Raw genomic sequence first — 24685 nt, 5'->3', positions numbered from 1 at the left:
GTGCAGACAGAGAGCCTGCGCTCTTCTACTCTAGCAAGCGAACCTCCAAATGAAAAGCCACAACTCCAGTAGAAAACCCCGGCTTATGCCGGGGTTTGAAGGTTCAACTTGAAGCGGGCGATGGCTTAACGCAGCAGAGACAGCACACCCTGCGGCAACTGGTTGGCCTGGGCGATCATCGCGGTGCCAGCCTGCTGCAGGATCTGGGCGCGGCTCAGGTTGGCCGTTTCAGAGGCGAAGTCAGCATCCATGATGCGGCCCTTGGCAGCCGTCTGGTTTTCCACGGCGCTCTGCAGGAAGTTCACCGTGTTCTGGAAGCGGCTCTGGGCAGCACCGAGTTGGGCGCGGCTGTCGTTGATGGTTTGCAGGGCCTTGTCGATGGCGTCGATGTTGGCGGCGTTGGAGCTGTTGCTGCCGGCAGCCGTGGTCAGGGCGCTGGTGGCTCCACCCACGACGGCCGACACGTTGGAGCTTTGATCCAGGTTCAGCGTGCCCGAGGCGATGGTGATGGTCTGGCCGGAGTTGGCACCCACCTGGAAGTCGAAGCCGGCGGTGGTGGTCAGCACCGAGGTGCCGTTGAACTGCACGGCGCTGATGGTGCGGCCGATTTCCGAAGCCAGCTGGGTGTATTCCTGGTTCAGCGAGGCGACGTCGGACGAGGTGTTGGTCGAGTTGGTGGCCTGCACGGCCAGTTCACGCATGCGCTGCAGCATGTCGGAGACGGTCTGCATGCCGCTTTCAGCAGTCTGCAGCATGGACACCCCGTCGTTGGCGTTGCGGATGGCCACGGTCATGCCGCGGGCCTGGGCATCCATGCGGGTGGCGATGGCCAGGCCGGCAGCGTCGTCCTTGGCGCTGTTGACGCGCAGACCCGAAGACAGACGTGCGATGGAGGTGGACAGGCTCGACTGATTGGTGGCTGCGTTGCGTTGCGCCGTCAGCGAGTTGACGTTGGTGTTGATGGTCATTGCCATTTTGAAGCTCCTTCAAGTTAAAAATCAGCCTATCGCTGATGTCAAACCTGCGGTGTCGCAGGCTTGGCAACGAACCCTTCTTGAAGCCCGTTGCATTGTTTTTCGGGTCGGGCGCAGAAAACTTTAGGTTTACTTGTGAGCGAGAGTGCAAACAAGTTGGCAATCGGGGTGCAGGCGGGTCTCGCCCAGGGGGGCGTGTGGGATCCGGGGAGTTCTTGATCCTTCTATATAGAGCGTGAATCCGGCTTGTTCCAGGGTTTGCGGGTGCCTCTGGGAATAGCCTGCCAAATGTCTTGCTATTGAGGCCTTCAGAACCGGGCTGGGCTGCCGATACACCATTTGTACCGTGCGACAATTTGCGAGGCCAAAAGAATGTTTACACCCGTGAGTACCCGAGCTGCATCTGCCTATCAACGTGTTGGCGTCGAAACCAGTATCACTGGTGCGGATCCGCATCAGTTGGTGGTGCTGTTGTTTGATGGCTTGCTGGACAGCCTCACCAAGGTGGCGGGTGCCATGAGCCGCGGCGATATCCAGGAGAAATCCCGGTATCTCAACAAGTCCATCCAGATCCTCGAAGACGGTCTTCGGGCTGTTCTCAATGAAAAGGAAGGTGGCGATGTGGCCAAGAACCTCGATTCGCTCTACAGCTACGCGGTGTTTGAACTGACCAAGGCCAATTTGAGCAACAGTCCCGAGGCTGTCCAATCCGTGATCGAACTGATCCGACCCGTCGCTGAGGCCTGGAAGGCCATCAGACCTCAAACACGTTGAATAGCAAGGGGGCATAACGTGCAGCAACAATCTCTGCTTGATTACTACAAGGCCATCGAGGGCGCCAGCCAGCGCATGTTGATGGCCGCACAGCGTGAAGACTGGGAGCAGGTGATGCAACTCGAGGGTGCCTGTGCGGTGCTGATCGAGCAATTGCACCACCAGTCCCAGGTGGAGCCTCTGGCCAGCGAGGATCGCAGCGAGAAGGGCAAGATCATGTTGCGCATCCTGCGCAATGACGCCCTGATCCGCAATCTGGCCGAGCCTCGGCTTTCTGACATTCAGCGCCTGCTGGATGGCGGTTCCCGACTGCTCCACTGATGGGGTGGGCCTGCTTCGGCGGGCTCCATCGATGCTTCTGGGGCCTGAAACCGGGCCCTCGATGACAAAAAGCCCGCTTCGGTCAACGAAGCGGGCTTTTTGCTTGGGGGGTGGGCTGGGCCGGCGTGCTCAGACCTGCATGTTCATGATGTCGGTGTAGGCCTGAACCATGCGGTTGCGCACGTGCATGGTGGCCTGAAAGCCGATCTGGGCCTTCTGGATGGCGATCATGGTGTCTTCCAGGCTGACGTTGGGGTTCTCCATCTGCACTTCCTGCTGCATCTGGGTGGCTTTGTTCTGGGCGGCGCTCACGGATTTGAGGGCGTTGCTCAACTCACCCGAAAAGCCGGCGCTGCCGGTGGACGAGGTTTGGCCTGCCGTGCCGGTGGCTGCCTTGCCGACTTGCGGCGTACGGGGGCTGAGTGGGCTGAGGGTGGCGGTTGAGGGGAATCGCAGATCCATGGCGCTTCTCCGGTGAGATCATTGGCGCCGATGTTAGGGGCTCGGCCAGGAGGCAGACCTTTGAATTGAGGTCCAAAGAGCTGGTTTATCCTGGCGATGGCGTGGCGGTCTGGCTGAATAATCGTCTCCAACCTGAGGTGTATTGCCACCCCTTTGACCTGGAAACAAGATGTCTGCCGTCGCTGAAATTACCGCTACCCCAGTGGCCCCATCGTGGACACAAAAGCTCGCCGAGCTGGATCGGTCGCAGAAGATCAAGCTGGCGCTGGGCATTGCCTTGCTGGTGGTGGTCGCCCTGGCGGGCACCTTCATGACGCGCCAGGCCGACTGGAAGGTGCTTTACGCCAACCTCAGCGACAAGGATGGCGGTGCGGTGGTGGCGCAACTGGCCCAGATGAATGTGCCCTACAAGTATTCCGAGGGCGGTGGTGCCATCATGGTGCCGTCAGACCGCGTGCATGACCTGCGCCTGCGCCTGGCCTCCCAGGGTCTGCCCAAGGGGTCGGTGACTGGCTTTGAGTTGATGGAGGGCAACCGCTTTGGCGTGACCCAGTTCCAGGAGCGCTTGAATTTCCAGCGTGGCCTGGAAGGCGAGTTGACCCGCTCCATCCAGGCGGTGGCGGCCATCCAGAGCGCCCGGGTGCACCTGGCACTGCCCAATCAGAATGGTTTTTTCCGTGAGCAGCTCAAGCCTTCGGCGTCGGTGCTGGTCACCCTGTACCCAGGCCGCATCCTGGACCGTGCGCAATTGGCGGGCATTGTGCATCTCGTGGCGTCCAGCGTGCCAGATCTGAACCCGGCAGCCGTGAGCGTGATCGACGACAACGGCAAGCTGCTGTCGGCCACCCCTGAGGCCGCCGGCGCTGGTGGAGATGTTCAACAGCTTCAATATGTGCAGCAGATCGAGCAGCTCTACAGCAAGCGCATCATCGACATCCTCGAGCCGGTGGTGGGGCGGCAGAACGTCAAGGCGCAGGTGACGGCTGAAGTTGATTTTTCGCAGACCGAATCGACTTCGGAGTTGCACAAGCCCAACCAGACCCCTGACACGGCGGCCGTGCGCAGCCAGCAGGTGGTGGAAAGCGGTGGCGGCAGTGCCGCCACCCCGCCCACCGGTGTGCCTGGCGCCACCAGCAACCAGCCGGCTGCCCAGGCCAATGCCCCCATCAACGGGGCCGCCCCGACCCTTTCGGCCGGCGCCGCAGGCACCGGCAGCGGCACCCCCAGCAAGAAGGAGTCGGTCACCAACTACGAGGTGGACAAGACGGTCAAGGTGGTCAAGGGCGGCACGGGGGCGGTCAAGCGCCTGAGCGCGGCCGTGGTGGTCAATTACCAGAGCGGCCCGGAAGAGAAGGGCAAGCCCGTGAACAAGCCCTTGACACCCGAGCAGCTGGAGCAGATGACGGCGCTGGTGCGCGACACCATCGGCTTCAGCAAGGAGCGCGGCGACTCGGTCAACCTGATGAACACCCCCTTCATGGCCATGGCCACGGACAACACACCGGTGCCGCTGTGGAAGCAGCCCGAGATGCTGGAGTTGGCCAAGAGCTTTGCCTGGCCCGTGGGCATGGTCTTGTTTGGGCTGATTGTGCTGATGGGCATGGTGCGCCCGGCTGTGAAGGCCATGAACGCGCCCAAGGTCGAACCCGTGGTGCCTGCCGTGGCGGGCACCCAGCTCGATGCCATCGAGTCCGAGACCCCCAACCGGCCTGACTTGCTGCCCGCTCCGGTTGCAGACAATTCGCCGGTACCGCCGACCAAAGAGCAGCTGCGTCTTGAGGATGCACGCCAATTGGCCAAGCAGAACCCGATTGCGGTGGCTAATATCATCAAGACCTGGGTCAACGGCGAAGCGCCGGCATGATCAGGCACTCTCCGGAGAGATGATATGGACGAACAAGGTCTGAACGACGCAGCGATTTTTCTGATGTCGCTGGGTGAGGAAGAGGCGGCCGAGGTGTTCAAGCACCTGTCGCCCAAAGAGGTGCAAAAGCTCGGCGAGACCATTGCCCGCACCCGGTCCGTCTCGCGCGACCGTGTGGACGACGTGGTCAACAAGTTCACCGAGGCCGCAGCCCAGCAAAGCCTGCTGGTGTCTGACACGGGTGACTATGTCAAGGCGGTGCTGCGCCGCGCCCTGGGTGACGACAAGGCCTCGCTGCTGATCGATCGCATTTTGCAAGGGGGCGATGTCTCCGGCATCGAAAGCCTGAAGTGGATGGACCCCTTGTCGGTGGCCGAGTTGCTGCGCAACGAACACCCGCAGATCGTGGCGGCCATCCTGGTTCACCTGGATTACGAACAAGCCGCGGCCGTGCTGTCCCAATTGACCGAGCGCCAGCGCGGTGAAGTGCTGTTGCGCATCGCCACCCTGGAGGGCATCCAGCCGACGGCGTTGAAAGACCTCAACGAGGTGCTGTTCAAGGTGCTGGCTGGCGGCGACAAGATCCGCAAGACCTCGCTGGGCGGCATCAAGACGGCGGCCGAAATCATCAACCTGATGGGCAGCAACATCGAAGGCACCGTGCTCGAGTCGATCCGGGGCTACGACCCCGACCTGGCGCAGAAGATCATGGACAAGATGTTCGTGTTCGACGACGTCATGAAGCTCGACGACAAGGCCATCCAGATGGTGCTCAAGGAAGTGGCCTCGGAGACCCTCATCGTGGCCCTCAAGGGCGCGGCGCCCGAGCTCAAGGAGCGTTTCCTGTCGAACATGTCCTCGCGGGCTGCTGAAACGCTGCGTGAAGACCTGGAGTCCCGTGGCCCGATGCGGCTGTCCGAGGTCGAAGCCCAGCAGAAGGAAATCCTCAAGACCGTGCGACGTCTGGCCGACGAAGGCCAGATTGTGATCGGAGGCGGCGGTGACGACCAACTCGTCTAATCGCTCCCGTCAGTACGCCCGCTTCATCCCAAGCGAGGAGATTGGCGACGTCGCCCAATGGCAGTTCACCGAGGTGGATGAAAACCGGCGCGTCGCCGCCATGCTGGCCGCCCAGACCCCTGCCGAGCCCGTGATCAGCCCGGCCATGCTGGAGGCCTCGCGCCAGGAGGGCTTTCAGCAGGGCCTGGAGCAGGGCCGGCTGGAAGCCTCGCTGGAAGGGCAGCGCCGGCTCGATGAATACATCGCCCAACAGGGGGCCGAGGCGCGTCAGCGCGTCGAGGCCTTGCTGACCTCGCTGGAGCAGCGCTTTGCCGATGCTGAGCAGGTGGTGGCGCAGGGCGTGCTGGACGTGGCCTGTGAACTGGCCCGCCAGGTGGTGCGGCGCGAACTGGCCCAGGATGCCGAGGCTTTGCGCCCGGTGATCCGGGAAGCCCTGGGGTTGTTGTCGGTGGACGCCCGCACCGCGGTTGTCCGGCTCAACCCGGCAGACCACGAGGTGTTGGCGAATGCCCCGGCGGGCGAGTTCGGCAGTGTCGAGATCAAGTGGGTGGCCGACCCTGCGGTCGAGCCCGGTGGTTGTTTGCTGGAGGCCGCCGGGGCCCAGGTGGATGGCAGCCTGTCGCGTCGCTGGGCCCGTGCCGTGGCGAATCTGGGTTTGGACCGACCCTGGGTCGATGATGCGGAGGTGGCCGATGTCGACTGAGCACGACAGCCTGCCGCGCTGGGACGTTTACATGCAGGACCTGCGTCAGCGGGTCTCGCGGGGCATGGCGCTGGAAAGCCGCGGCACGCTGACCCGCTTGACCGGCCTGGTGCTGGAGGCCACGGGCATCCGCGTGCCGGTGGGCTCGCAGTGCTGGATCACCCAGAAAGATTCGGAGCCCGTGCTGGCCGAGGTGGTGGGTTTTTCGGGCGAGCGGGCATTCCTGATGCCGGCCGGCGATATCCACGGCTTGTCCAGCGGTGCGGTGGTGACACCGGCCTTGCCCTTTGTGCCTGTGCCTCGCCTGGGCGACGAGCCCTTGCCCGCCTCCGCCTTGTCGCTGGGGGTGTTGCGCTTGCCACTGGGCGATGGTCTGCTGGGGCGCGTGGTGGATGCCTCGGGTCAACCCCTGGATCACCAAGGGCCGGTGCTCGATGTGGTGGCCGAACCCCCGGGCCGGCGCCAGATCAACGCCATGGACCGCGATCCCGTGCGTGAGCCGCTGGACACCGGTGTGCGCGCCATCAATGCCTTGCTGACCGTGGGCCGTGGTCAGCGCTTGGGCCTGTTTGCGGGCTCTGGCGTGGGCAAGAGCGTGTTGCTGGGCATGATGGCCCGCTATACGCAGGCCGACGTCATCGTGGTGGGCCTGATCGGTGAGCGCGGTCGCGAAGTGAAAGAGTTCATCGAGGACATCCTGGGCGACGATGGGCGCGCCCGCTCGGTGGTGGTGGCGGCCCCGGCCGACGCGCCGCCTTTGCTGCGCATGCAGGGGGCCGCCTACGCCACCGCGGTAGCGGAACACTTTCGCGACAAGGGCAAGCATGTGCTGTTGTTGATGGATTCGCTCACCCGCTATGCCATGGCGCAGCGCGAGATCGCACTCGCCATTGGCGAGCCGCCGGCCACCAAGGGCTACCCGCCCTCCTGTTTTGCCAAGTTGCCCCAGTTGGTGGAGCGCAGTGGCAATGGCCTCAATGGGGTGGGGTCGATCACGGCCTTCTACACGGTTCTGTCCGAAGGGGATGACCAGCAGGACCCGATCGCCGACGCGGCCCGGGCCATTCTGGATGGCCACATTGTGTTGTCACGCACCTTGGCCGAGGCCGGACATTACCCGGCCATCGACATCGAACAGTCGGCCTCCCGCGTGATGCACAACGTGGTCAGCCCGATCCACATCGAGGTGGCCCGGCGCTTCAAGGCCATGTATTCGCGCTATCAGAAGAGCCGCGATCTGATCCAGGTCGGCGCCTATGTACAGGGCAGCGACCCCGATCTGGATGAAGCCATTCAGTTGCAGCGGGGCATGGCCAGCTTTTTGCAGCAGGACATGCACGATGCCGTCAACCTGCAACAGGCGCTGGACCAGATGGCAGCCAGCCTGGGCCTGCAGATCAACCCCTGACCCAGGAGCACCACGATGGCAGCGTCTCACGGATTGCAAGTGGCCATGGAGCATGCGACACGGCTGCGCGATGCGGCTGTCCAGCGCCTGGCCCAGGCCCGCCTGAACCGCCAGCGGGCGCAGCAGCAAATGGACCAGTTGACCGGCTATTCTGGCGAGACCGAGCAGCGGTGGCTGATCCGGGGGCAGTTGGGCATCGCTCCAGAGGTGATGTTCCATCACCGCCAGTTCATGGACCGCCTGGACCAGACGATTGAATTGCAGAAGACCCAGATGGCGCGCCATGACCAGTTGGTGCAAGACGCCGAGCGCGAGCTGACCCAGGCGGAACTGCGCCTGGTGAGCCTGCGCCAGGTGGTGCAGCGTCGCCAGCACGATGCGGCGGTGGTTTTGCAGCGCCGCGAACAGAAAGAGGTGGACGAGCTGGCAGCATCGCGCCACCGCCTGAAGATTCAGCCCACAGCCTGACGAGGTAGACCATGGTAGAACAAGTCAAATCCAGCAGCACATCGGCCCCTGCGTCGGCATCCGCAACCCATGCCAGGGGGCATGGCAAGCTTGCGGCAGGCGCTGGCGCCGGATTCACCGGACTGCTGGACGATTTTTCGACGGCCTTGGCCGACGGCTCCGACGCTTCGACAGCCTTGGGGGCCGACGGGCTGGGCGACCTGGGGGCGCTGCTGCCGGGCGGGCAAGGTCAGGCCCGACGCAAGCCGGGGGTGCAGGTGCCGGGCGACGACGGCGATGCCTTGACTCTGGGGGATGGGGCCTTGCCCACAGACTTGGTCTCTCAAATGGCCTTGTTGGCCGAATCGGCGCGCCAGGCTGCGGCGGTGGCAACGGCAGACACGAAGGAGCCAGCCACCGGAACGTCCGCGGGCGCCGGGCTGCCTGCGGGCGTGGCGGATGTGACCAAGGCCACGACCGACCCGGCCGTGTTGGCGCAAATGGCTGCTGCGGCACAGAAGGACGCTGGCGCGGGCGCTGTTTCGGCGGCAGGCCCCGGTGTGCCGGGTGACGCGGGCCGGGTTTCGCTGGAGTCGGGCGCCATGGCGCGCAAGGGCCATCGCGATTTGCTGGCGCAATTGCAGGCGCAGGCCGCTGGCGGCACCGAGGTCGGCAAGGCTGCCTTGACCTCGGATACCGGCGCTGCAGGTCAGTTGGTGCCCTTGGCCAAGGCCGACGTCGATTTCAAGGACATGGCCACCCGAGTGCTTGACAACACCCCTTTGGCCGCCGCCGCTGAGGAGGCCGGCAAACTGCTGGGCCGCCTGGCTGGTGCGGATTCAAGCTCATCCAGTGAGCACAAGTCTTTGCAGGCGCAGGATGATCGGCAAAGTGTCAGCCTGCAGCCGCTTTCGGACGGGCAGGACCGAAGCCAGAGCCTGGGCGTGAGCGCGGCCACGCCCGGTGCGGCGGGCGGAGGTCTGAACGACTCCAACGCGCGCAGTTCGGAGGAGGTGGTGGCTGAGCAGGTCAGCTACTGGATCCACCAGAAGCGCCAGGCCGCCGAGCTGACCCTCGATGGTGGCAATGGACAGCCGGTGGCGGTGAGCATTTCCATGAACGGCAATGAGGCCAGCGTGGCCTTTCGCTCCGATCAGGCCGCTACCCGCGACATGCTCAACGGGGCCTTGCCTGAGCTGAAGACCCTGCTGCAGGGCGAGGGCCTGGTCCTGGCCGGGGTGTCTGTGGGCGCTGGCAACGGACAGTCAGACAGTTCGTCCTCGTCTCGCCCGGGGAGCGATGCTGCCTCGGGCATCCGTCGGGTGGGCGCGCGGGCCTCGGCGGCACAGGATTCCGACGCGCCAGCCACTGTGGTGCGGCGTGCGGTCAGTACCAACCGCACGCTCGATCTGTTTGTCTGAGCTCGGTGGGCCGTTTGGCCCGCAGCGGCTTGGATCGCCCGCCCTGACCCAGGGGCTTGAGCCTGTTTAACCCCGTTTTAGGGCTTCTATTCTGGCTATTATTGGGCTCGATTGACCCAATAATCACCAACATGCATCTACTGCCAGCCGTCCCGGCATGCAGCAGGGTGATCGCCAGAAGGAAACAACGTGTCTGATGCTCCCGCAGCCGATGCCAAGGAAAAGCCCAAAAGCAAAAAGATGCTCATCATCATCGTCGCGGCCGTGTTGTTGCTGGGCGGTGGCGGTGCGGGCTACTTTTTTCTGATGAAAAAGAATGCCGACGAGGACGGTGATGAAAAGCCGGCCGCAGCGGCATCGCATGACGCTAAGAAAACGCCGCCCACCTACCTGCCGCTGGAGAACATGGTGGTCAACCTGGCCGATCAGGGGGGCGACCGGTTTGCCCAGATCGGCGTGACCTTCGAGATCGAGGATGCGCATGCGGCCGATCAGGTCAAGGCCTACCTGCCCAAGATCCGCGACATGATTCTTCGCCAGTCCTCCCAGCGCACCTCGGAAGAGTTGTTGACCACTGACGGCAAGGAAAAACTGGCCGGCGAGATCCTCAAGGAGTCTTCGCGCATTCTGGGCTACGAAGTCGAAGAAGAGGAAGAGGCGCCCAAAGCCAAGAAAAAGAAGAAGGTCAAACGAGCTGAAAGCCCGCTCACGGCGGTGCTGTTTTCCAACTTCATCGTCCAGTAAGGAGCCCTCATGAGCGAATCCTTTCTCTCCCAGGAAGAAGTCGATGCGCTTCTGGAGGGGGTCACGGGCGAGAGTCAGAAGATTGTTGAGGACATCCCCGAGGCGGGGGCGGTTCGCAGCTACGACATTTCCAGCCAGGAGCGGATTGTTCGCGGGCGCATGCCGACGATGGAAATCGTCAACGAGCGCTTTGCCCGCAACTTCCGCATCGGCCTGTTCAACTTCATCCGCCGCAGCCCTGAGATCTCGGTGGGCACCGTGGCCGTGCAGCGATACAGCGCCTTCTTGCGTGAACTGGCCGTGCCGACCAACTTCAATATTGTGGCCATCCGCCCCTTGCGTGGCAGTGGCTTGATCGTGTGCGAGCCTGCGCTGGTGTTCGGCATCATCGACACCTTGTATGGGGGTGTCGGCAAGTTCCAGACCCGCATCGAAGGGCGTGATTTCTCCCCGACCGAGCGGCGCGTGATCAACCGACTGGTGGACGTGATCTGCACCGAATACAAGAAAGCCTGGCAGGGCATCTACCCGCTGGAGCTGGAGTATCAGCGCTCGGAAATGCAGCCTCAGTTTGCCAACATCGCCACGCCCAGTGAGATCGTGGTGTCCACCGCGTTCCAGCTGGAAATCGGCGAGTTGTCGGGCGCCATCCACCTGTGCATGCCGTATGCCACTCTGGAGCCGATCCGCGATGTGCTGTATTCCTCCACCCAGGGGGATTCGATCGAGGTCGATCGCCGCTGGGTGAAGGTGCTGACGCGTGAAATCCAGGCGGCCGAAGTGACGCTGGTGGCCGAGCTGGCACGTGCTGATGCCACCGTGGAACAATTGTTGGCCATGAAGCCCGGTGACTTCATCGAGCTGGACCGTCAGCCCCGCATCCGCGCTTCGATCGGCGGCGTGCCGATTTTCGAGTGCCAATACGGGACTCACAACTCAAAGTATGCGATCCGGATCGAGGAATGCCTGCGCAGCCACGATCTGAACTGGATTGGAGATAAGAATGTCGTCTGAAGAAAACCAGGATCCAGCTGACGATCCCATGGCGGGTTGGGCCGAGGCGCTGGAAGAGCAGAAGCGGGCTGATGAAGGTCCGATGCATGAGCCCGGAGGCCCCTTGTCGGGCGGCGAGCCATCGCGATCGTCCTACGGCGGCTCGCCTGGAGGCGATGGTTCGCTCAACGACATCAACATGGTGCTGGACATTCCGGTGCAGTTGTCGGTGGAGTTGGGGCGTACCAAAGTGCCGATCAAGTACATCCTGCAACTGGCCCAAGGCTCGGTTGTTGAGCTCGATGCACTGGCGGGTGAGCCCATGGATGTGTTGGTCAACGGCTACCTGATTGCGCAGGGCGAGGTGGTGGTAGTGAACGACAAGTTCGGTATCCGGCTGACCGACGTGGTCACGCCGTCAGAGCGCCTGCGTCGTGTGAGCAAGGGGTAAACGCATGTGGCAATCCATCGGGCCGTTGGCCCTGCTGGTGGGGCTGCTGGCCCTGTTGCCCTGGGGCCTGCGCTGGTTGCAGCGCCTGCAGCGTGGCAAGGCGGGCGGGGTCTGGCTGTCTTCGGACCTGATCTCCAGTGTGGCCGTGGGCCCGCAGCAGCGTGTGGTGACGGTCGAGGTCGGCCCACCCCATGCGCGGACCTGGCTGGTGCTGGGGGTGACGGCGCAGCAAGTCACCTGTCTGCAGAGTTTCCCGGTGGTCGCCGCAGGGGCGGCATCGCCGGATGCGGCGCCTGTGAGTTTTGCCGCGGCACTGGCCGCCTCTCCTGCTGGATCGGTGAACGATGGGCGTTGATTTGAGGGGCTTTGCCCGTGCGCTGTGGCTGCGTGGCTCATTTTCGAGCCGGGCGGGGGTGTTGACGAGCGCTGCGCTGGCATTGATCGGCTTGTTGCCCTGGTGCGCGCAGGCGCAACCGGCCGGGCAATTGCCGCTGCTGGTGGGTTCGGGTACCGGCGGCACCAGTTTTTCAGTGCCCATCCAGACGCTGCTTTTCTTCACGGCGCTGTCGTTTCTGCCAGCCATTTTGCTGATGATGACGGGTTTCACGCGCATCGTGATCGTGTTGTCGCTGCTGCGCCAGGCTCTGGGAACGCAATCAGCGCCCCCGAACCAGGTGGTGGTGGGCTTGTCGCTGTTCCTGACCTTTTTTGTGATGGGGCCGACGTTTGACCGCATCTACGAAGACGCCTATCTGCCCTACAGCACCAATGCCATCAGTTTTGAGCAGGCGATGGCCAAGGCTGATCCGCCGATCCGACAGTTCATGCTGAAGCAGACCCGTCAGTCCGACTTTGCGCTGTTCGCCCGCTTGGCCAAGCTGGATCCGAGCGTGACGGCAGAGACGGCTCCCTTGCGCATCCTGGTGCCGGCGTTTGCCACCAGTGAGCTGAAGACCGCGTTCCAGATCGGCTTCATGATCTTCATCCCGTTTCTGGTGATCGACATGGTGGTCTCCAGCATCCTGATGTCTCTGGGCATGATGATGCTGTCACCGGTGTTGGTGGCCTTGCCATTCAAATTGATGCTGTTCGTGCTGGCCGATGGCTGGAACCTCATGATTGGCTCGCTCGCAGCCAGCTTTGCGAACTGAGAGAAGGACAGGACTGCCATGAATCCTCAAATGGTGCTGACCATCGGGCGCGAAGCGATGGAGTTGATGCTGCTGGTGTCACTGCCCATCTTGCTGGTGGTGATGGTGGTGGGCCTGGTGGTGAGCGTGTTCCAGGCCATCACGCAGATCCATGAGACCACCCTGACCTTTGTGCCCAAGCTGTTGGCTGCGGTGGCGGTGTTCCTGGTGGGTGGGCCATGGATGTTGACCACCCTGGTGGACTATCTGCGGCGCATGATCGAGTCGATCCCGACCATGGCGGGCTAGGCGTGGTCTCGTTTTCCGAGGCGCAAATCGTCGCCTGGATGTCGCCCATCCTGTGGCCTTTTTTGCGTGTGCTGGCCATGTTCTCGGTGGCGCCGGTCTATTCGGTTCGATCGATCCCGATGCGCGCCAAGATCGGTCTGGCCTTTTTGGTGGCTTTGTCGGCCCAGGCCGTGCTGGTCGATCAGCCCATGATCTCGGTCAACAGCACCCAGGCTCTGGGCGCGGTGCTGCAGCAAGTGGGTGTGGGTTTGGCCATCGGGTTTGCGGCGCGGCTGGTGTTCGGCAGTGTCGAGTTGGCGGGTGAGTTGATCGGTCTGCAGATGGGACTGAGCTTCGCGTCTTTCTTTGACCCCATGACCAATCGGCAATCCAGTGCGGTGTCCTCTTTCATGGGCAACATCGCCACCTTGCTGTTTGTGGTCATCAACGGCCACCTGATGCTGCTGATGGCCGTGATCAAAAGCTTTGATGCATTTCCGGCCGATGGCAATTTCCTGGAGGCCCTGGCGCAGTTGAAGTTGTATCAGCTGGGGGCCGATCTGTTTTCGAGCGCCTTGTGGATCGCCTTGCCGGTGATCGGGTTGCTGTTGTTCGTCAACCTCATGCTGGGGGTGATCTCGCGCGTGGCCCCGCAGATGAACATCTTCTCGGTGGGGTTTCCCGTCACGCTCAGCATTGGCTTGCTGGGCGTATCGCTCATCACCCCGATGCTGGATCAACCGGTCTTGGCCTTGCTGGAGCGCGTCATGGACCTGTTTGGGGTGCACTAGGGTCGCTTGAGCCCCGCGTGTTCACACCAGGTTGTTGCGTATCGCGTAGACCGTGAGTTCGGCATTGTTGCTGAGGCTCAGCTTTTCCAGCACCCGGGTCCGGTAGACGCTGACGGTCTTGGGGCTCAGCATCAGTTCTTCAGCAATGTCGGACAGGCGCTTGCCCGAGGCGATCTTCAGCAGGGTTTGCAGTTCACGCTCGGACAGCGTGGCGTGCGGCGCCTCGTGGGCGGGGCGGGACAGGCTGTCGGCCAGCAACTGCGCCACTTCGGGCGTGAGGTGTTTGCGGCCCTCCATCACGGTTCGCACAGCCTTGATCAGGTCTTCGGGGTCGCCCGCCTTGTTCAGGTAGCCCTGGGCGCCCGCCTTGAGGCATCGCAAGGCGTATTGGTCCTCGGGGTACATCGAGACGATCAACACCTTGATGTCAGGGTGGGTCTCTTTCAGGCTGGCGAGCACTTCGAGGCCACCACGGCCAGGCATGTTCAGGTCGAGCAGGAGTACGTCACACGGCGAGTTGCGCAGCGCTTCGCGCAATTCGGGGTAGCTGCCCGCTTCGGCCGTGACCTGGATGTCCACCGCCTCTGCCAGCGTATCGCGGATGCCGCGGCGCAGCATGGCATGGTCATCGCAAAGCATCACGCGGATCATGGGGTGTCCTCTTCGTTGGGGGTCAGGTCGGGCGAATCGCCCATGGGCACGGTGAGTGTGATCGCGGTGCCGCGACCGGGCTGGCTGCTGATGTCCAGCCAGCCACCCGCCATCCTGGCACGCTCCTGCAGGCCTTTGAGTCCGAAGGACTTGGGCTTTTCGAGTTCGTCGCCATGGATGCCTCGCCCATTGTCCGAGACTTCCAGGGTCAAGGCGGCCCGGTCTTCTGCAATATCGATGTCGACCCGGCTGCACTGCGCGTATTTGGTGATGTTGGTCAAGGATTCTTGGGCGGTGCGGTAGGCCACCAGTTGAACATCGCGGGACGCCCTGCTGCAGCCTCCCTCCAGTCTCGCTTGCAGGCGTGCGGGAATGCCCGTGCGTCGGGTGAAGCTGTCGGCCAGCCATTGCAGGGCAGGCAGCAGCCCCTGATCCAGGATGGGCGGGCGAAGGTTCAGCATGATGCGCTGGCTGGCGCCCAGGGCGTGCTGCAGCATGTCCGAAGCCGCTCTGATATGACCGTCCATGGGCTCGCCAGTGCTGTGTCGGCTCAGCCAGGCCAGGTCGAACTTCACCGCGGTGAGCGCGCCGCCAATGTCGTCATGGATCTCGCGGGCGATCGCGCTGCGCTCCTGTTCGATCGAACTTTGCAGGTGTTCGGCCAGTTCGGCCAGCCTTTGCTGGGATGCCGCCAGTTCACGCGCTGCGTGTTCGCGCTCGCGGTGGGCTTGGTGGATCTCGAGCGCGCGGGTGATGGTGTGGGCCAGCTTGCCGATGCTGTCCTTGAGCAGGTAGTCGCTGATGCCTTGCTGAATGGCCTGGACCGCCGCTGTTTCGCCGATGGCGCCAGACAGCAAGATCACCGGCATCTGACTGGCGAGGCCTGCTTCTTGCACGTGTTGCCACGCGTCCAGCGCGTTGAAGCCGGGCAATTGATAGTCGGCCAGCACGATGTCCGGGCACGAGGCCAGGGCTCGGTCAAAGTCTTCCAGGGTGTCCACCCGCTCAATGGAAAACTGCAGCCCTGCGCGCTGCAGGGCCAGGCGGGCCAGTTCGTGGTCGACCGGGGAGTCTTCCAGATGGAGGATGTGCAGGGCTTGGCCGGTCGATTCGTGAGACATGGTCAATATGATAGAGCACGCATGAACGCCTTCATGGGTGTATGTCCGGGGGGCAGTTTGCGCAGCTTTTTTGCAAAATCAGGGCGGTCCCCTGGCTTTTTTGTGGACTTGCTCAGGCGTGCGTCACCTGCCTATTGCAAAATGCTTCCACAGTAACGGTGAATTGCAAACGCTAAAGAGTGTGTTCATGGCGACGGAGAAAAAATGCAACCAGCGCTAGAAAATTCCAATGAACCGGCTGTTCACCTCCCCGTCATGGCGGTGGCCGAGATACAGGATTCATTGTTGGTCGTGATGCATGACCTGCACCGCCTTGAAGGCTTGCTCAACCACGCGGCGGACAACCTGTTGGACCGCTTCGGCGTGGCCAATCAAGGCCTGTTGGGGCTGGATGTGGAAAGCTCGGAATCGATACGTCAGGTGCGGGACGCGCTCAAGAGCGCCGTCACTGAGCTGCAGTTTCATGACATGGCAACCCAGTTGATCACGCACACCACCAAGATCTTGCAAGGTTGCGCCTTCCGACTGGCCTCCGAATCCATGGGCAACGACGAGGGCGAAGAAGCAGCCCCCTATGCCGATCAGATGCCGGAGCGGCCCAATCCCGTCACTCAGAGCGAAATGGACGCAGGGTCGATCGACCTTTTCTGACGCCCGCGCCTGTTACCCCTAACCAAGCTGATAAATATTGTTGCTGGAGCCCTAAATGCAATCGATTCTCGCCGTTGATGACTCTCCGTCCATGCGCAAGATGGTGTCGTTCACTTTGACTGGCGCCGGGTACAACGTGGTGGAGGCCGTGGATGGCCAAGATGCTTTCGAGAAGGCTCAAACCCATCACATCGACCTGGTTCTGGCTGATCAGAACATGCCCCGTCTCGATGGCATCGGCCTCACCCGCAAATTGCGTGAGCACCCCAAGTTCAAGACCATCCCGATCTTGATTCTCACCACCGAGTCCAGCGACCAGATGAAGCAGGCCGGGCGCAGTGCGGGAGCCACCGGCTGGCTGGTCAAACCGTTCGACCTCAATCGCTTGATTGAAGTCATCCAGAAAGTCATTCGATGAGCCGACACTTTCTTCAGTTGACGTTTTCAGGAGCAAGGCATGGCTGAAGTGCATGACGGTGGAAGTTCTGGTGCAGACTTCGATCTGAGTCAGTTTTATCAAATTTTCTTTGAGGAAGCGGGTGAGAATCTCGACTTGATGGAGCAGATGCTTCTGGAGTTGGATCTGGCCAGCGCCGACGACGAAGAGCTCAACGGCATCTTCCGATGCGCTCACTCCATCAAGGGGGGAGCCGCGACGTTTGGTTTCTCTGATGTGGCCGAGTTGACTCACCACATGGAGTCTTTGCTCGACAAGCTGCGGCGTCGGGAACTCAAGCCCATTCCCCAGATGGTGGATGTGCTGCTGGAGTCGGCGGATGCCTCTCGCGGGCTGTTGGCCGTGCATCAGGCCGGTGGCGAAGGAACCCCTCCGTCGACCGAAGATCTGGTGCGGCGCATCAGTGAGCTGGCTTCGGGCGGTGTGCCTGCGGCACCTGCTCCCGCCCCGGCGGCCGCTGTGGCCCCCGCGCCCGCTCCCGTGGCTGCCCCCGCACCGGCTGCGGCACCTGCCGCCGTGGCTGCAGGAGGGATCCGTTCGCTCGAAATCGTGATCGGTCCTCTGGGTCGGCCAGAGCAGGCCGATGCCATTCCCGAGTTGTTCCGCGACATCCCCGGGTTGGGAACCATCGAGGCTCGCCCCAGCGATCAGGCTGATCTGCGCGTGTTTGCCGTGGAAACCGCCTCGTCGGACGACGAACTGCTGGATCTGTTTGTCTTCCACGTGGCCAAGGACCAGGTCAAGATCCGCGATCTGGCTGCCGCCCCTGCGGCCGCACCAGCGCCTGAAATCCCTGGTTTTGGTTTGTTCGATCCGGTCGAGGCGCCAGCCGTGGCGCCGTCTGCTTCGGCTGCGCCCGCGTCCGGCTTCGGTTTTTTTGCTGGAGCACCCGGTGTTCCCGATGCACCTGCCGCCCCTGCTGCGAAGGCGGTCGAGGCTGAAGCCACCAAGGCCGTCGTGCCAGCCAAGGCTGCTGAACCCAAGGCGCACACGCAGGCTCAGCTGGAGGCTGCAACGATCCGCGTGGCTGTCAACAAGGTGGATCAGTTGATCAACCTGGTCGGCGAATTGGTGATCACCCAGGCGATGCTGGCACAGAACAGCCGCAGCCTGGATCCTGCGCTGAACCAGCAGTTGCTGGCGGGTTTGGCTGATCTGGACCGCAACACCCGTGACCTGCAGGAATCGGTGATGTCGATCCGCATGATCCCGATGTCCATCGTCTTCAGCCGCTTCCCGCGCATGCTGCGTGATCTGGCCAACAAGCTGGGCAAGAAGGTGGATCTCATCACCCAGGGTGAGGCCACCGAGTTGGACAAGGGCTTGGTTGAAAAGATCACCGACCCGCTGACCCACTTGGTTCGCAACAGTTGTGATCACGGCATCGAGTTGCCCGAGGATCGCCTGGCCAAGGGCAAGTCGGCGCAGGGCACCATCACGCTGTCTGCTGCTCACCAGGGCGGCTCGATCGTGATCGAAGTGCGCGATGACGGGCGTGGACTGTCGCGCGAGAAGATTTTGGGCAAGGCGCGTGAGCGTGGCCTGGATGTGTCAGACCAGATGAGCGACGCCGAGGTCTGGCAGCTGATTTTTGCCCCAGGTTTCTCGACAGCCGAGGTCGTGACCGATGTGTCCGGTCGAGGTGTGGGCATGGATGTGGTCAAGAAGAACATCCTGGCCTTGAACGGGACGGTCGAGATCGACTCTGCTGAAGGCTACGGCATGAAGGTGTCGGTGCGGCTGCCGCTGACCCTGGCCATCATGGATGGGATGTCGGTGGGTGTGGGCGATGAGGTCTACATCCTGCCCTTGTCGTCGGTGGTGGAATCCTTCCAGGTCAATGACGACTCCGTCAGTACCGTGGCGCAGGGCTCGCAACTGGTCAAGGTGCGCGATGAGTACATGCCGGTGATTGAACTGGAGAAGGTGTTCCAGGTGCCGCGCTTCGACTTCGAGAAGAGCAGCAGCATCATGGTGGTGGTCGAGGCCGAGGGCAGCCGTGTGGCGCTGCTGGTGGATGAGTTGCTGGGCCAGCATCAGGTGGTGGTGAAGAACCTGGAAACCAATTACCGCAAGGTTCCGAATGTGTCGGGCGCCACGATCCTGGGCGACGGCAAGGTGGCCTTGATCCTGGATACGGCGGGCCTCGTGCGGCGCGCGCGTCATTGAGTCTGAGAGTCTTTGAAGGAGAACATCATGAGTGTGATCGGTAAAACTTCTGAAGGTGCCCCGGCCGGTGCTCGTGAGTACCTGACATTTCGCCTGGATCAGGAGGAGTACGGGATCGACATCCTGAAGGTGCAGGAAATCCGTGGCTATGAGCCCCCGACACGCATTGCCAATGCGCCTGAATTCATCAAGGGCGTTGTGAACCTGCGCGGCACGATCGTGCCTATCGTGGACATGCGTCTGAAGTTCAACTGCGCCAATGCCGAATACAACAACTTCACTGTTGTCATCATCCTGAACCTGCGCACCCGTGTCGTGGGCATCGTGGTGGATTCGGTGAGCGATGTGATGGAGCTGTCCCCTGACAACATCAAGGCCGCACCCGACATCGAAAGCGTCATCGACAACGGCTGCATTTTGGGTCTGGGTTCGGTGGGCGAGCGCATGTTGATCCTGCTGGACATCGAAAAGCTGATGTCGGGTGTGGACATGGGCCTGGTGGCTGCCATTTGAACTTTTTTTCGTTCTCGATTGAGACTGCCGCGCAGAGCCATGGTCCCGTCCGGGCTGTGCTCACAGAGAAGGATCGCCCATGATGTCCAGCATGCACCGAGCTGATGCCGGCAGTTCACCTGTCAAAGACAGGGCGCCCGCTGTGCCCGTTTCCAATGGCCCGGTCATGCAGGGGCGTGAGTTCGTCTGGACCGATGCCGACTTTTCCCGGGTGCAGTCGTTGATCTACCAGCGTGCTGGTATCAACCTGCATGACGGCAAGCACGCGATGGTCTATAGCCGTCTGTCGCGGCGCTTGCGTGAGACGGGGCACACCAGCTTTCGTGACTACCTGAGTTGGCTGGAAACGCATGACGGCCCCGAGTGGCAGGAGTTCGTCAACGCCTTGACGACCAACTTGACGGCCTTCTTCCGTGAGCAGCACCATTTTGAGATCTTTGCTGCGCACCTCAAGTCGCGTCCGGCAGGTTCACCTTGGAAAGTCTGGTGCAACGCGGCGTCAACCGGGGAAGAGCCTTACTCGATTGTCATGACGGCTTTCGAGACCTTGGGCAACAACGCGCCCTTCAAGCTGACTGCGAGCGACATTGATTCCAAGGTTTTGGCCTCTGCGGCTCAGGGTGTGTACCGACTGGACAACCTCAAGGGGCTGACACAGGATCGGTTGCAACGCTTTTTCATGCGAGGCAAGGATTCCAACGCGGGCCTGATCCGGGTGAAGCCCGAGTTGCGCAAGGCCATCGAGTTCTTGAGCGTCAACCTGATCCGCGATGACTGGCCTTTCAAGGAGCCCTTTGACGTGGTTTTTTGCCGCAACGTGATGATCTACTTTGATGCACCAACCCAGCGCAAGGTGCTGGAGCGGATCCACCGAGTGCTCAAGCCCGGTGGCATGTTGTTTGTCGGTCACGCCGAGAACTTCAGTGAGTCGCGTGACCTGTTTACCTTGCGTGGCAAGACGGTCTATGAGCGTCGTTGACGCCAACCTATTGATGATTTGTCGATCATGACACTTACGCCAAACAACCCGTTTTCATCGCCTCGCGGCACGCCTTTGCCGGCCGGCGTTGATCGGCGGCAGGCGCCACGCATTCAGCCTGTGTCTCCCAACGCCTACAACACGGCGGGGGCCATGGGAGCGCGGACGTCGACGTTGGACGAGCTGAAGCAAAAGTCCCGCAAAGCCGGGGAGGCCAGCTTTTTCTACTTCGACCACCATTTCCAGTACAACGCCGTGAAAGTCTTGCCTGGTGAGTATTTCGTGGCGGATGAGAATCTGGTGATCATGACGGTGCTGGGGTCGTGCATTGCCGCCTGCATCTGGGACAGCCGTTCCCTGGTCGGGGGGATGAACCACTTCATGCTGCCTGAGGGCGAAGGTGGGGATTCCTCTGGGCGTTATGGTTCTTATGCGATGGAATTGTTGATCAACGAGTTGATGAAGCAAGGTGCCCGTCGTGAAACCATGCAGGCCAAGATCTTTGGCGGTGGCGCGGTGATGGCCAACTTCACGACCATGAATGTCGGTGAGCGCAACACCAAGTTCGTGCGCGACTATTTGCAGACTGAGCGCATTCCGGTGGTGTCCGAGGATGTTTTGGACATCTATCCACGCAAGGTCTGTTTCTTTCCGGTGACTGGCAAGGCCATGGTCAAGAGGCTGGCCCATGCCCATCCCGAAACCATGGCACAGGAAAAGCGTGGCAGCGTGGCGACCGTCGTGCAGACGACGGCGGGTGGTTCTGTGGACCTGTTCTGATTTCGATGGAATAGAAGAGAAAATGGGGATGTCAAAAAAAATCCGGGTGGTGGTGGTCGATGACTCAGCGCTGGTACGCAGCCTGCTTTCTGAGATCATCAATCGCCAGCGCGACATGGAGTGTGTAGGCACCGCCAACGATCCCCTGATCGCACGCGAGATGATTCGTGAGCTGAATCCGGACGTGATCACCCTGGATGTCGAAATGCCGCGCATGGACGGCATCGACTTCTTGGGGCGACTGATGCGTTTGCGGCCCACGCCCGTGGTGATGATTTCGACGCTGACTGAAAAGGGCGCCGAAGTGACGCTTCGGGCGCTTGAACTGGGCGCTGTGGATTTCGTGGCGAAGCCGCGTGTCGGCCTGGCCAACGGCATCAATGAACTGGCCAATCAGATCGTCGACAAGATCCGTGTGGCGTCCGTGGCACATGTTCATCGGGGACGCCAGGATCTGCACGTGGCGGGGGCTGCGAATGCACCTTCTGGCGGGGGGGGCACTGCGACGCCGGCTCGCCCGACGCCGACATTACTCGGCCGTCTCTCCACAGAAAAGATTATTTTTATCGGAGCCTCCACAGGGGGAACCGAGGCCATCAAGGAGATTCTGGTACGCATGCCGGCGGACTCTCCGGCCATTGTGATCACGCAGCACATGCCGCCAGGCTTCACCACCAGTTTTGCCGCGCGGCTCAACGGGCTCTGCCAGATCACGGTCAAGGAAGCTTCAAATGGCGAGCGTATTCTGCCTGGCCACGCCTACATCGCCCCGGGCGGGCGCCAGTTCCGAATCGATCGCAGTGGCGCCAACTACGTCGCGGTGGTTGAGGACACGGAGCCGGTGAACCGGCACAAGCCTTCGGTTGAGGTTTTGTTCAAGTCGGCCGCCTCGGTGGTGGGGCGCAATGCCTTCGGCATCATGTTGACTGGCATGGGCAATGATGGAGCCAAGGCCATGCGTGAGATGAAGGATGCTGGCAGCTACAACTATGTGCAGGACGAAGCCAGCTGCATCGTGTTTGGCATGCCTCGTGAAGCCATTGCCCATGGTGCTGCCGATGAGGTTCTGCCACTGGACAAGATTGCAGGGGCATTGCTGGCCCGATTGGGTGGGACCACCGACCGCCTGCACCACCGCATCTGAGGGGTGTGTGGGGGCCCCCGGCGTGAACTGCAGTCCAGTCACGCCGCGGGGACTCTGGCTCTGGTTCAATTCGACAGCGTTTCCCAACGCTCAAGTGCATTCATCAGAGCTTCTTCGATCTCTGTGTTGCGCTGGGTAAGTTGCATGGCCTTGCCAGGGTCGTTTGCATAAAGCTGCCCGTCAGCCAGGGCCGCGAGCAGGGCGGACTGTTCCGTCTCCAATTGCTCGATCAAAGCGGGCAGCGCATCAAGTTCTCTTTGTTCCTTGTAGCTGAGTTTGCGGCGTGTCGTGGCCTGTGGCGCGGTCGCACTGCTCGTCGGCGCTTCAGCAACTGCAGGTTCATTTTTTGCTGTAGCCACTTTGCCAGCCTCTTTGTTCGCGCTGGCGAGGATCTGGCGCGACCTTTGGGACTGAATCAGCCAGTCTTGCACGCTGCCTTCGTACTCTCGCCACTGACCTTCGCCTTCCCAGGCAATGGTGCTGGTGACCACGTTGTCGAGGAAAGTGCGGTCGTGGCTGACGAGAAACACGGTGCCATCGAAGTTCTGGAGCAGGTCTTCCAGCAATTCCAGCGTGTCGATGTCCAAGTCGTTGGTGGGTTCGTCAAGAACCAACACATTGGTTGGCCGGGCAAACAAGCGGGCTAGCAACAAGCGGTTGCGCTCGCCGCCGGAGAGGGTTCGCACCGGAGAATTGGCTCGGGCTGGTGAAAACAGGAAGTCGCCCAGGTAGCTCTTGACGTGTTTTCGCTGTTGGCCAATCTCGATCCATTCGCTACCTGGGCTGATGAAGTCGGCCAAGGTGGCGTCCAGGTCAATGGCCCGACGCATTTGATCGTAGTACGCGACCTGAAGATTGGCGCCCTGGCGAACCCCGCCCGAGTCGGGCTGCAGTTCGCCCAGAATCATCTTCAACAAGGTGGACTTGCCGGCCCCATTGGGGCCAATGAGCCCGACTTTGTCGCCTCGCAAAATCGTGCCGGTGAAATCACGCACGACGGTGCGGTCACCGAATGATTTGCTGACATGGGTGAGCTCGGCAACGATCTTGCCGGATGGCAGGCCGGAGGCGACGTCCATTCGAACGCTGCCCAATGCTTCGCGGCGAGCGCTGCGCTGAGCGCGCAGCTTTTCAAGCCGTCCAATACGACTTTGGCTGCGAGTGCGTCGGGCTTCAACGCCTTTGCGAATCCAGACCTCCTCCTGGGCCAGCAACTTGTCTGCTTTCGCTGCGATGACCGCTTCCTGGGCAAGCTGCTCCTCTTTCTGTATGAGGTACTGGCCAAAATTGCCAGGATAGGAGCGCAGGTGACCTCGATCCAGTTCAACGATACGGGTTGCCACTTGGTCGAGGAACGTCCGGTCGTGCGTGATGGTGATGACGCTGCCCTTGAACTCTTTCAGAAGTCCTTCCAGCCACTCGATGGAGTCCAGGTCCAGATGGTTGGTGGGTTCGTCCAGCAGCAACACATCGGGCTTGGCGACCAGCGCTTGCGCCAGAGCAACACGCTTTTTGGTGCCCCCCGACAGGGTGCCGACCTTGGCATCGGGCGCCAGGTGCAAGCGGTCCAGCGTCTCCGAGACGCGTTGCTCCCAATTCCAGGCGTCATACGCTTCAATCTGGGATTGCAGTGCGTCGAGGTCAACGCCCTCCGCCCCAGACAGATATTGGTCTCGAAGTGCGATCACGGGCGAGAGCCCTACGCTGGCTGCTTCAAAAACGGTGTGATCGGGCTCGAGAAGCGGCTCTTGCGCCACATAGGCGATCCGCAAACCTTGCTGTATCTGTAGCAAGCCGTCGTCGGGCTTTTCGAGCCCTCCCAAGATCTTCAGCAATGAAGACTTGCCGGCGCCATTGCGACCGATCAAACCGACACGTTCGGTCGACTCAAGTGAAAAGGTGGCGCCATCGAGCAAAGCGACGTGCCCAAACGCCAGATGGGCGTCAAGTAAGGTTAGGAGTGCCATTGGGCACAGATTATCGGTGGGCTTGCTGTTGCGTGCCTCTCCACCATGGGCAGCTTCTGCCACGAAGCACAAAAGATGATCCGGGAAGCTTCTCTTGTTTGTGGTCTGAATTTCTGTGTATACTAGCGGGCTCGACTGCACAGAACGGTGCTCTACGAGTGGCAGGGGTGAGAAGCCTCTGGTGCTTGGTTGGGTTGGTTGTTGTGAGTGGTTTGAGAAGTTTTCTGGTTTTGAGTTTGCTGCTGTAAAAAGCGATGTATAATTCGAGGCTCTGCAGAAAGCGGTGCTGCCAAGTTGGTAGTGCTGCTGAGGTAGAAAAGAAAAAAAGTTTTGCCAGTTACTTAAAAACTGTGCTAAGATAGAGGGCTTCGCTGATCGCAGCGAGCTGAGGCGAAAAGAAGAGATTCTGAGTAGTTTGATCCTTAAAAATATACAGCCGATAAGCGTGGGTGTTTGAAGGCG

The 24685-nt window shown here is 61.5% G+C and carries 27 protein-coding genes; 22 read left to right on the top strand and 5 right to left on the bottom strand.

Translation table 11 applies throughout. The annotated features are described in order from the left end of the window. Positions 1-125: 125 nt before the first annotated feature. Entirely contained in the window at positions 126-974 is an 849-nt protein-coding gene (locus F624_RS0120560; protein ID WP_031255714.1) for a flagellin N-terminal helical domain-containing protein, read from the bottom strand. 384 nt (positions 975-1358) lie between these two features. On the opposite strand from F624_RS0120560, the gene fliS reads away from it, so the two are divergent. Beyond that, positions 1359-1748 carry a flagellar export chaperone FliS gene (gene fliS, locus F624_RS0120555; protein ID WP_245573691.1) on the top strand — a complete coding sequence of 130 codons (390 nt, stop codon included), beginning with the start codon at positions 1359-1361 and terminating at the stop codon, positions 1746-1748. An 18-nt stretch (positions 1749-1766) separates the two neighbouring features. Continuing rightward, a complete protein-coding gene (locus tag F624_RS0120550) occupies positions 1767-2069 on the top strand; it encodes a flagellar protein FliT (protein ID WP_019576234.1) in 303 nt (100 codons plus the stop codon). A 129-nt stretch (positions 2070-2198) separates the two neighbouring features. Here F624_RS0120550 and fliE read toward each other — a convergent pair whose 3' ends face one another. Further along, positions 2199-2531, bottom strand: a complete 333-nt coding sequence (gene fliE / locus F624_RS0120545; RefSeq protein ID WP_019576233.1) for a flagellar hook-basal body complex protein FliE — start codon at positions 2529-2531, stop codon at positions 2199-2201. A gap of 169 nt (positions 2532-2700) precedes the next feature. On the opposite strand from fliE, the gene fliF reads away from it, so the two are divergent. The 13 genes from fliF to fliR all read left to right on the top strand — a co-directional run bounded on the left by fliF (position 2701) and on the right by fliR (position 13791). Further along, positions 2701-4395, top strand: coding sequence for a flagellar basal-body MS-ring/collar protein FliF (fliF, locus tag F624_RS0120540; RefSeq protein ID WP_031255710.1), 1695 nt, complete (start codon positions 2701-2703; stop codon positions 4393-4395). A gap of 24 nt (positions 4396-4419) precedes the next feature. Next, positions 4420-5415 (top strand): flagellar motor switch protein FliG, encoded by a 996-nt coding sequence (gene fliG / locus F624_RS0120535; protein WP_019576231.1) that lies wholly within the window; start codon positions 4420-4422, stop codon positions 5413-5415. Continuing rightward, positions 5396-6118 carry a FliH/SctL family protein gene (locus tag F624_RS0120530; RefSeq protein WP_019576230.1) on the top strand — a complete coding sequence of 241 codons (723 nt, stop codon included), beginning with the start codon at positions 5396-5398 and terminating at the stop codon, positions 6116-6118. Before fliG ends, F624_RS0120530 begins: the two co-directional genes overlap by 20 nt. A gap of 31 nt (positions 6119-6149) precedes the next feature. Next, complete coding sequence (fliI, locus tag F624_RS0120525; protein ID WP_211224169.1) at positions 6150-7526, top strand: flagellar protein export ATPase FliI; 1377 nt, start codon at positions 6150-6152, stop codon at positions 7524-7526. Positions 7527-7541: 15 nt separating this feature from the next. Beyond that, positions 7542-7994, top strand: coding sequence for a flagellar export protein FliJ (gene fliJ / locus F624_RS0120520; RefSeq protein WP_031255707.1), 453 nt, complete (start codon positions 7542-7544; stop codon positions 7992-7994). An 11-nt stretch (positions 7995-8005) separates the two neighbouring features. Continuing rightward, on the top strand, positions 8006-9394 hold the full coding sequence (locus F624_RS33565; protein WP_157443544.1) for a flagellar hook-length control protein FliK: 1389 nt from the start codon (positions 8006-8008) through the stop codon (positions 9392-9394). Between the two features lie 189 nt (positions 9395-9583). Next, on the top strand, positions 9584-10138 hold the full coding sequence (locus F624_RS0120510; protein ID WP_019576226.1) for a flagellar basal body-associated FliL family protein: 555 nt from the start codon (positions 9584-9586) through the stop codon (positions 10136-10138). A gap of 9 nt (positions 10139-10147) precedes the next feature. Next, complete coding sequence (gene fliM / locus F624_RS0120505) at positions 10148-11152, top strand: flagellar motor switch protein FliM (RefSeq protein ID WP_019576225.1); 1005 nt, start codon at positions 10148-10150, stop codon at positions 11150-11152. Next, positions 11142-11582, top strand: coding sequence for a flagellar motor switch protein FliN (gene fliN, locus F624_RS0120500; protein WP_019576224.1), 441 nt, complete (start codon positions 11142-11144; stop codon positions 11580-11582). The genes fliM and fliN overlap by 11 nt, the downstream gene beginning before the upstream one ends. Positions 11583-11586: 4 nt before the next feature. Then, positions 11587-11937 carry a flagellar biosynthetic protein FliO gene (locus F624_RS0120495; RefSeq protein WP_019576223.1) on the top strand — a complete coding sequence of 117 codons (351 nt, stop codon included), beginning with the start codon at positions 11587-11589 and terminating at the stop codon, positions 11935-11937. Continuing rightward, positions 11927-12733, top strand: a complete 807-nt coding sequence (gene fliP, locus F624_RS0120490; RefSeq protein WP_084679575.1) for a flagellar type III secretion system pore protein FliP — start codon at positions 11927-11929, stop codon at positions 12731-12733. The genes F624_RS0120495 and fliP overlap by 11 nt, the downstream gene beginning before the upstream one ends. Positions 12734-12751: 18 nt before the next feature. Beyond that, positions 12752-13021, top strand: a complete 270-nt coding sequence (gene fliQ / locus F624_RS0120485) for a flagellar biosynthesis protein FliQ (protein WP_027476353.1) — start codon at positions 12752-12754, stop codon at positions 13019-13021. Positions 13022-13023: 2 nt separating this feature from the next. Next, positions 13024-13791, top strand: a complete 768-nt coding sequence (gene fliR, locus F624_RS0120480; RefSeq protein WP_031255701.1) for a flagellar biosynthetic protein FliR — start codon at positions 13024-13026, stop codon at positions 13789-13791. 21 nt (positions 13792-13812) lie between these two features. Here fliR and F624_RS0120475 read toward each other — a convergent pair whose 3' ends face one another. Beyond that, a complete protein-coding gene (locus F624_RS0120475) occupies positions 13813-14442 on the bottom strand; it encodes a response regulator (RefSeq protein WP_019576219.1) in 630 nt (209 codons plus the stop codon). Further along, entirely contained in the window at positions 14439-15563 is a 1125-nt protein-coding gene (locus F624_RS0120470; protein ID WP_019576218.1) for a hybrid sensor histidine kinase/response regulator, read from the bottom strand. The genes F624_RS0120475 and F624_RS0120470 overlap by 4 nt, the downstream gene beginning before the upstream one ends. 204 nt (positions 15564-15767) lie before the next feature. On the opposite strand from F624_RS0120470, the gene F624_RS0120465 reads away from it, so the two are divergent. From F624_RS0120465 to F624_RS0120435, 7 genes are all read left to right on the top strand, one after another. Further along, positions 15768-16214: a hypothetical protein gene (locus tag F624_RS0120465; protein WP_031255697.1), complete on the top strand. Its 447-nt coding sequence runs from the start codon at positions 15768-15770 to the stop codon at positions 16212-16214. Positions 16215-16269: 55 nt separating this feature from the next. Beyond that, positions 16270-16632, top strand: a complete 363-nt coding sequence (locus tag F624_RS0120460; RefSeq protein ID WP_031255695.1) for a response regulator — start codon at positions 16270-16272, stop codon at positions 16630-16632. A gap of 39 nt (positions 16633-16671) precedes the next feature. Further along, a complete protein-coding gene (locus tag F624_RS0120455) occupies positions 16672-18840 on the top strand; it encodes a chemotaxis protein CheW (protein WP_019576215.1) in 2169 nt (722 codons plus the stop codon). A 27-nt stretch (positions 18841-18867) separates the two neighbouring features. Next, positions 18868-19353, top strand: a complete 486-nt coding sequence (locus tag F624_RS0120450; protein ID WP_027476347.1) for a chemotaxis protein CheW — start codon at positions 18868-18870, stop codon at positions 19351-19353. Between the two features lie 91 nt (positions 19354-19444). Further along, positions 19445-20332: a CheR family methyltransferase gene (locus tag F624_RS0120445; protein WP_027476346.1), complete on the top strand. Its 888-nt coding sequence runs from the start codon at positions 19445-19447 to the stop codon at positions 20330-20332. 27 nt (positions 20333-20359) lie between these two features. Then, on the top strand, positions 20360-21112 hold the full coding sequence (gene cheD / locus F624_RS0120440; protein ID WP_031255692.1) for a chemoreceptor glutamine deamidase CheD: 753 nt from the start codon (positions 20360-20362) through the stop codon (positions 21110-21112). Positions 21113-21140: 28 nt separating this feature from the next. Continuing rightward, entirely contained in the window at positions 21141-22256 is a 1116-nt protein-coding gene (locus F624_RS0120435; protein WP_019576211.1) for a protein-glutamate methylesterase/protein-glutamine glutaminase, read from the top strand. Positions 22257-22321: 65 nt separating this feature from the next. Here the strand turns inward: F624_RS0120435 and F624_RS0120430 are convergent, their stop codons facing one another. Then, positions 22322-24223 (bottom strand): ABC-F family ATP-binding cassette domain-containing protein, encoded by a 1902-nt coding sequence (locus F624_RS0120430; protein ID WP_019576210.1) that lies wholly within the window; start codon positions 24221-24223, stop codon positions 22322-22324. Positions 24224-24685 lie beyond the last annotated feature (462 nt).

It is taken from the genome of Curvibacter lanceolatus ATCC 14669 (genome assembly GCF_000381265.1).
Classification (GTDB): domain Bacteria; phylum Pseudomonadota; class Gammaproteobacteria; order Burkholderiales; family Burkholderiaceae_C; genus Curvibacter; species Curvibacter lanceolatus.
This window is presented reverse-complemented; position numbering and strand designations above follow the sequence as displayed.

Bases quoted from the DNA above. Each gene is read 5' to 3' on its own strand.
- F624_RS0120560 (WP_031255714.1), bottom strand. From the start codon at position 974: ATGGCAATGACCATCAACACCAACGTCAACTCGCTGACGGCGCAACGC.
- fliE (WP_019576233.1), bottom strand. From the start codon at position 2,531: ATGGATCTGCGATTCCCCTCAACCGCCACCCTCAGCCCACTCAGCCCC.
- fliF (WP_031255710.1), top strand. From the start codon at position 2,701: ATGTCTGCCGTCGCTGAAATTACCGCTACCCCAGTGGCCCCATCGTGG.
- fliG (WP_019576231.1), top strand. From the start codon at position 4,420: ATGGACGAACAAGGTCTGAACGACGCAGCGATTTTTCTGATGTCGCTG.
- fliI (WP_211224169.1), top strand. From the start codon at position 6,150: ATGCAGGACCTGCGTCAGCGGGTCTCGCGGGGCATGGCGCTGGAAAGC.
- fliJ (WP_031255707.1), top strand. From the start codon at position 7,542: ATGGCAGCGTCTCACGGATTGCAAGTGGCCATGGAGCATGCGACACGG.
- F624_RS33565 (WP_157443544.1), top strand. From the start codon at position 8,006: ATGGTAGAACAAGTCAAATCCAGCAGCACATCGGCCCCTGCGTCGGCA.
- fliM (WP_019576225.1), top strand. From the start codon at position 10,148: ATGAGCGAATCCTTTCTCTCCCAGGAAGAAGTCGATGCGCTTCTGGAG.
- fliN (WP_019576224.1), top strand. From the start codon at position 11,142: ATGTCGTCTGAAGAAAACCAGGATCCAGCTGACGATCCCATGGCGGGT.
- F624_RS0120495 (WP_019576223.1), top strand. From the start codon at position 11,587: ATGTGGCAATCCATCGGGCCGTTGGCCCTGCTGGTGGGGCTGCTGGCC.
- fliP (WP_084679575.1), top strand. From the start codon at position 11,927: ATGGGCGTTGATTTGAGGGGCTTTGCCCGTGCGCTGTGGCTGCGTGGC.
- fliQ (WP_027476353.1), top strand. From the start codon at position 12,752: ATGAATCCTCAAATGGTGCTGACCATCGGGCGCGAAGCGATGGAGTTG.
- F624_RS0120475 (WP_019576219.1), bottom strand. From the start codon at position 14,442: ATGATCCGCGTGATGCTTTGCGATGACCATGCCATGCTGCGCCGCGGC.
- F624_RS0120470 (WP_019576218.1), bottom strand. From the start codon at position 15,563: ATGTCTCACGAATCGACCGGCCAAGCCCTGCACATCCTCCATCTGGAA.
- F624_RS0120465 (WP_031255697.1), top strand. From the start codon at position 15,768: ATGCAACCAGCGCTAGAAAATTCCAATGAACCGGCTGTTCACCTCCCC.
- F624_RS0120460 (WP_031255695.1), top strand. From the start codon at position 16,270: ATGCAATCGATTCTCGCCGTTGATGACTCTCCGTCCATGCGCAAGATG.
- F624_RS0120455 (WP_019576215.1), top strand. From the start codon at position 16,672: ATGGCTGAAGTGCATGACGGTGGAAGTTCTGGTGCAGACTTCGATCTG.
- F624_RS0120450 (WP_027476347.1), top strand. From the start codon at position 18,868: ATGAGTGTGATCGGTAAAACTTCTGAAGGTGCCCCGGCCGGTGCTCGT.
- F624_RS0120445 (WP_027476346.1), top strand. From the start codon at position 19,445: ATGCACCGAGCTGATGCCGGCAGTTCACCTGTCAAAGACAGGGCGCCC.
- cheD (WP_031255692.1), top strand. From the start codon at position 20,360: ATGACACTTACGCCAAACAACCCGTTTTCATCGCCTCGCGGCACGCCT.
- F624_RS0120435 (WP_019576211.1), top strand. From the start codon at position 21,141: ATGTCAAAAAAAATCCGGGTGGTGGTGGTCGATGACTCAGCGCTGGTA.
- F624_RS0120430 (WP_019576210.1), bottom strand. From the start codon at position 24,223: ATGGCACTCCTAACCTTACTTGACGCCCATCTGGCGTTTGGGCACGTC.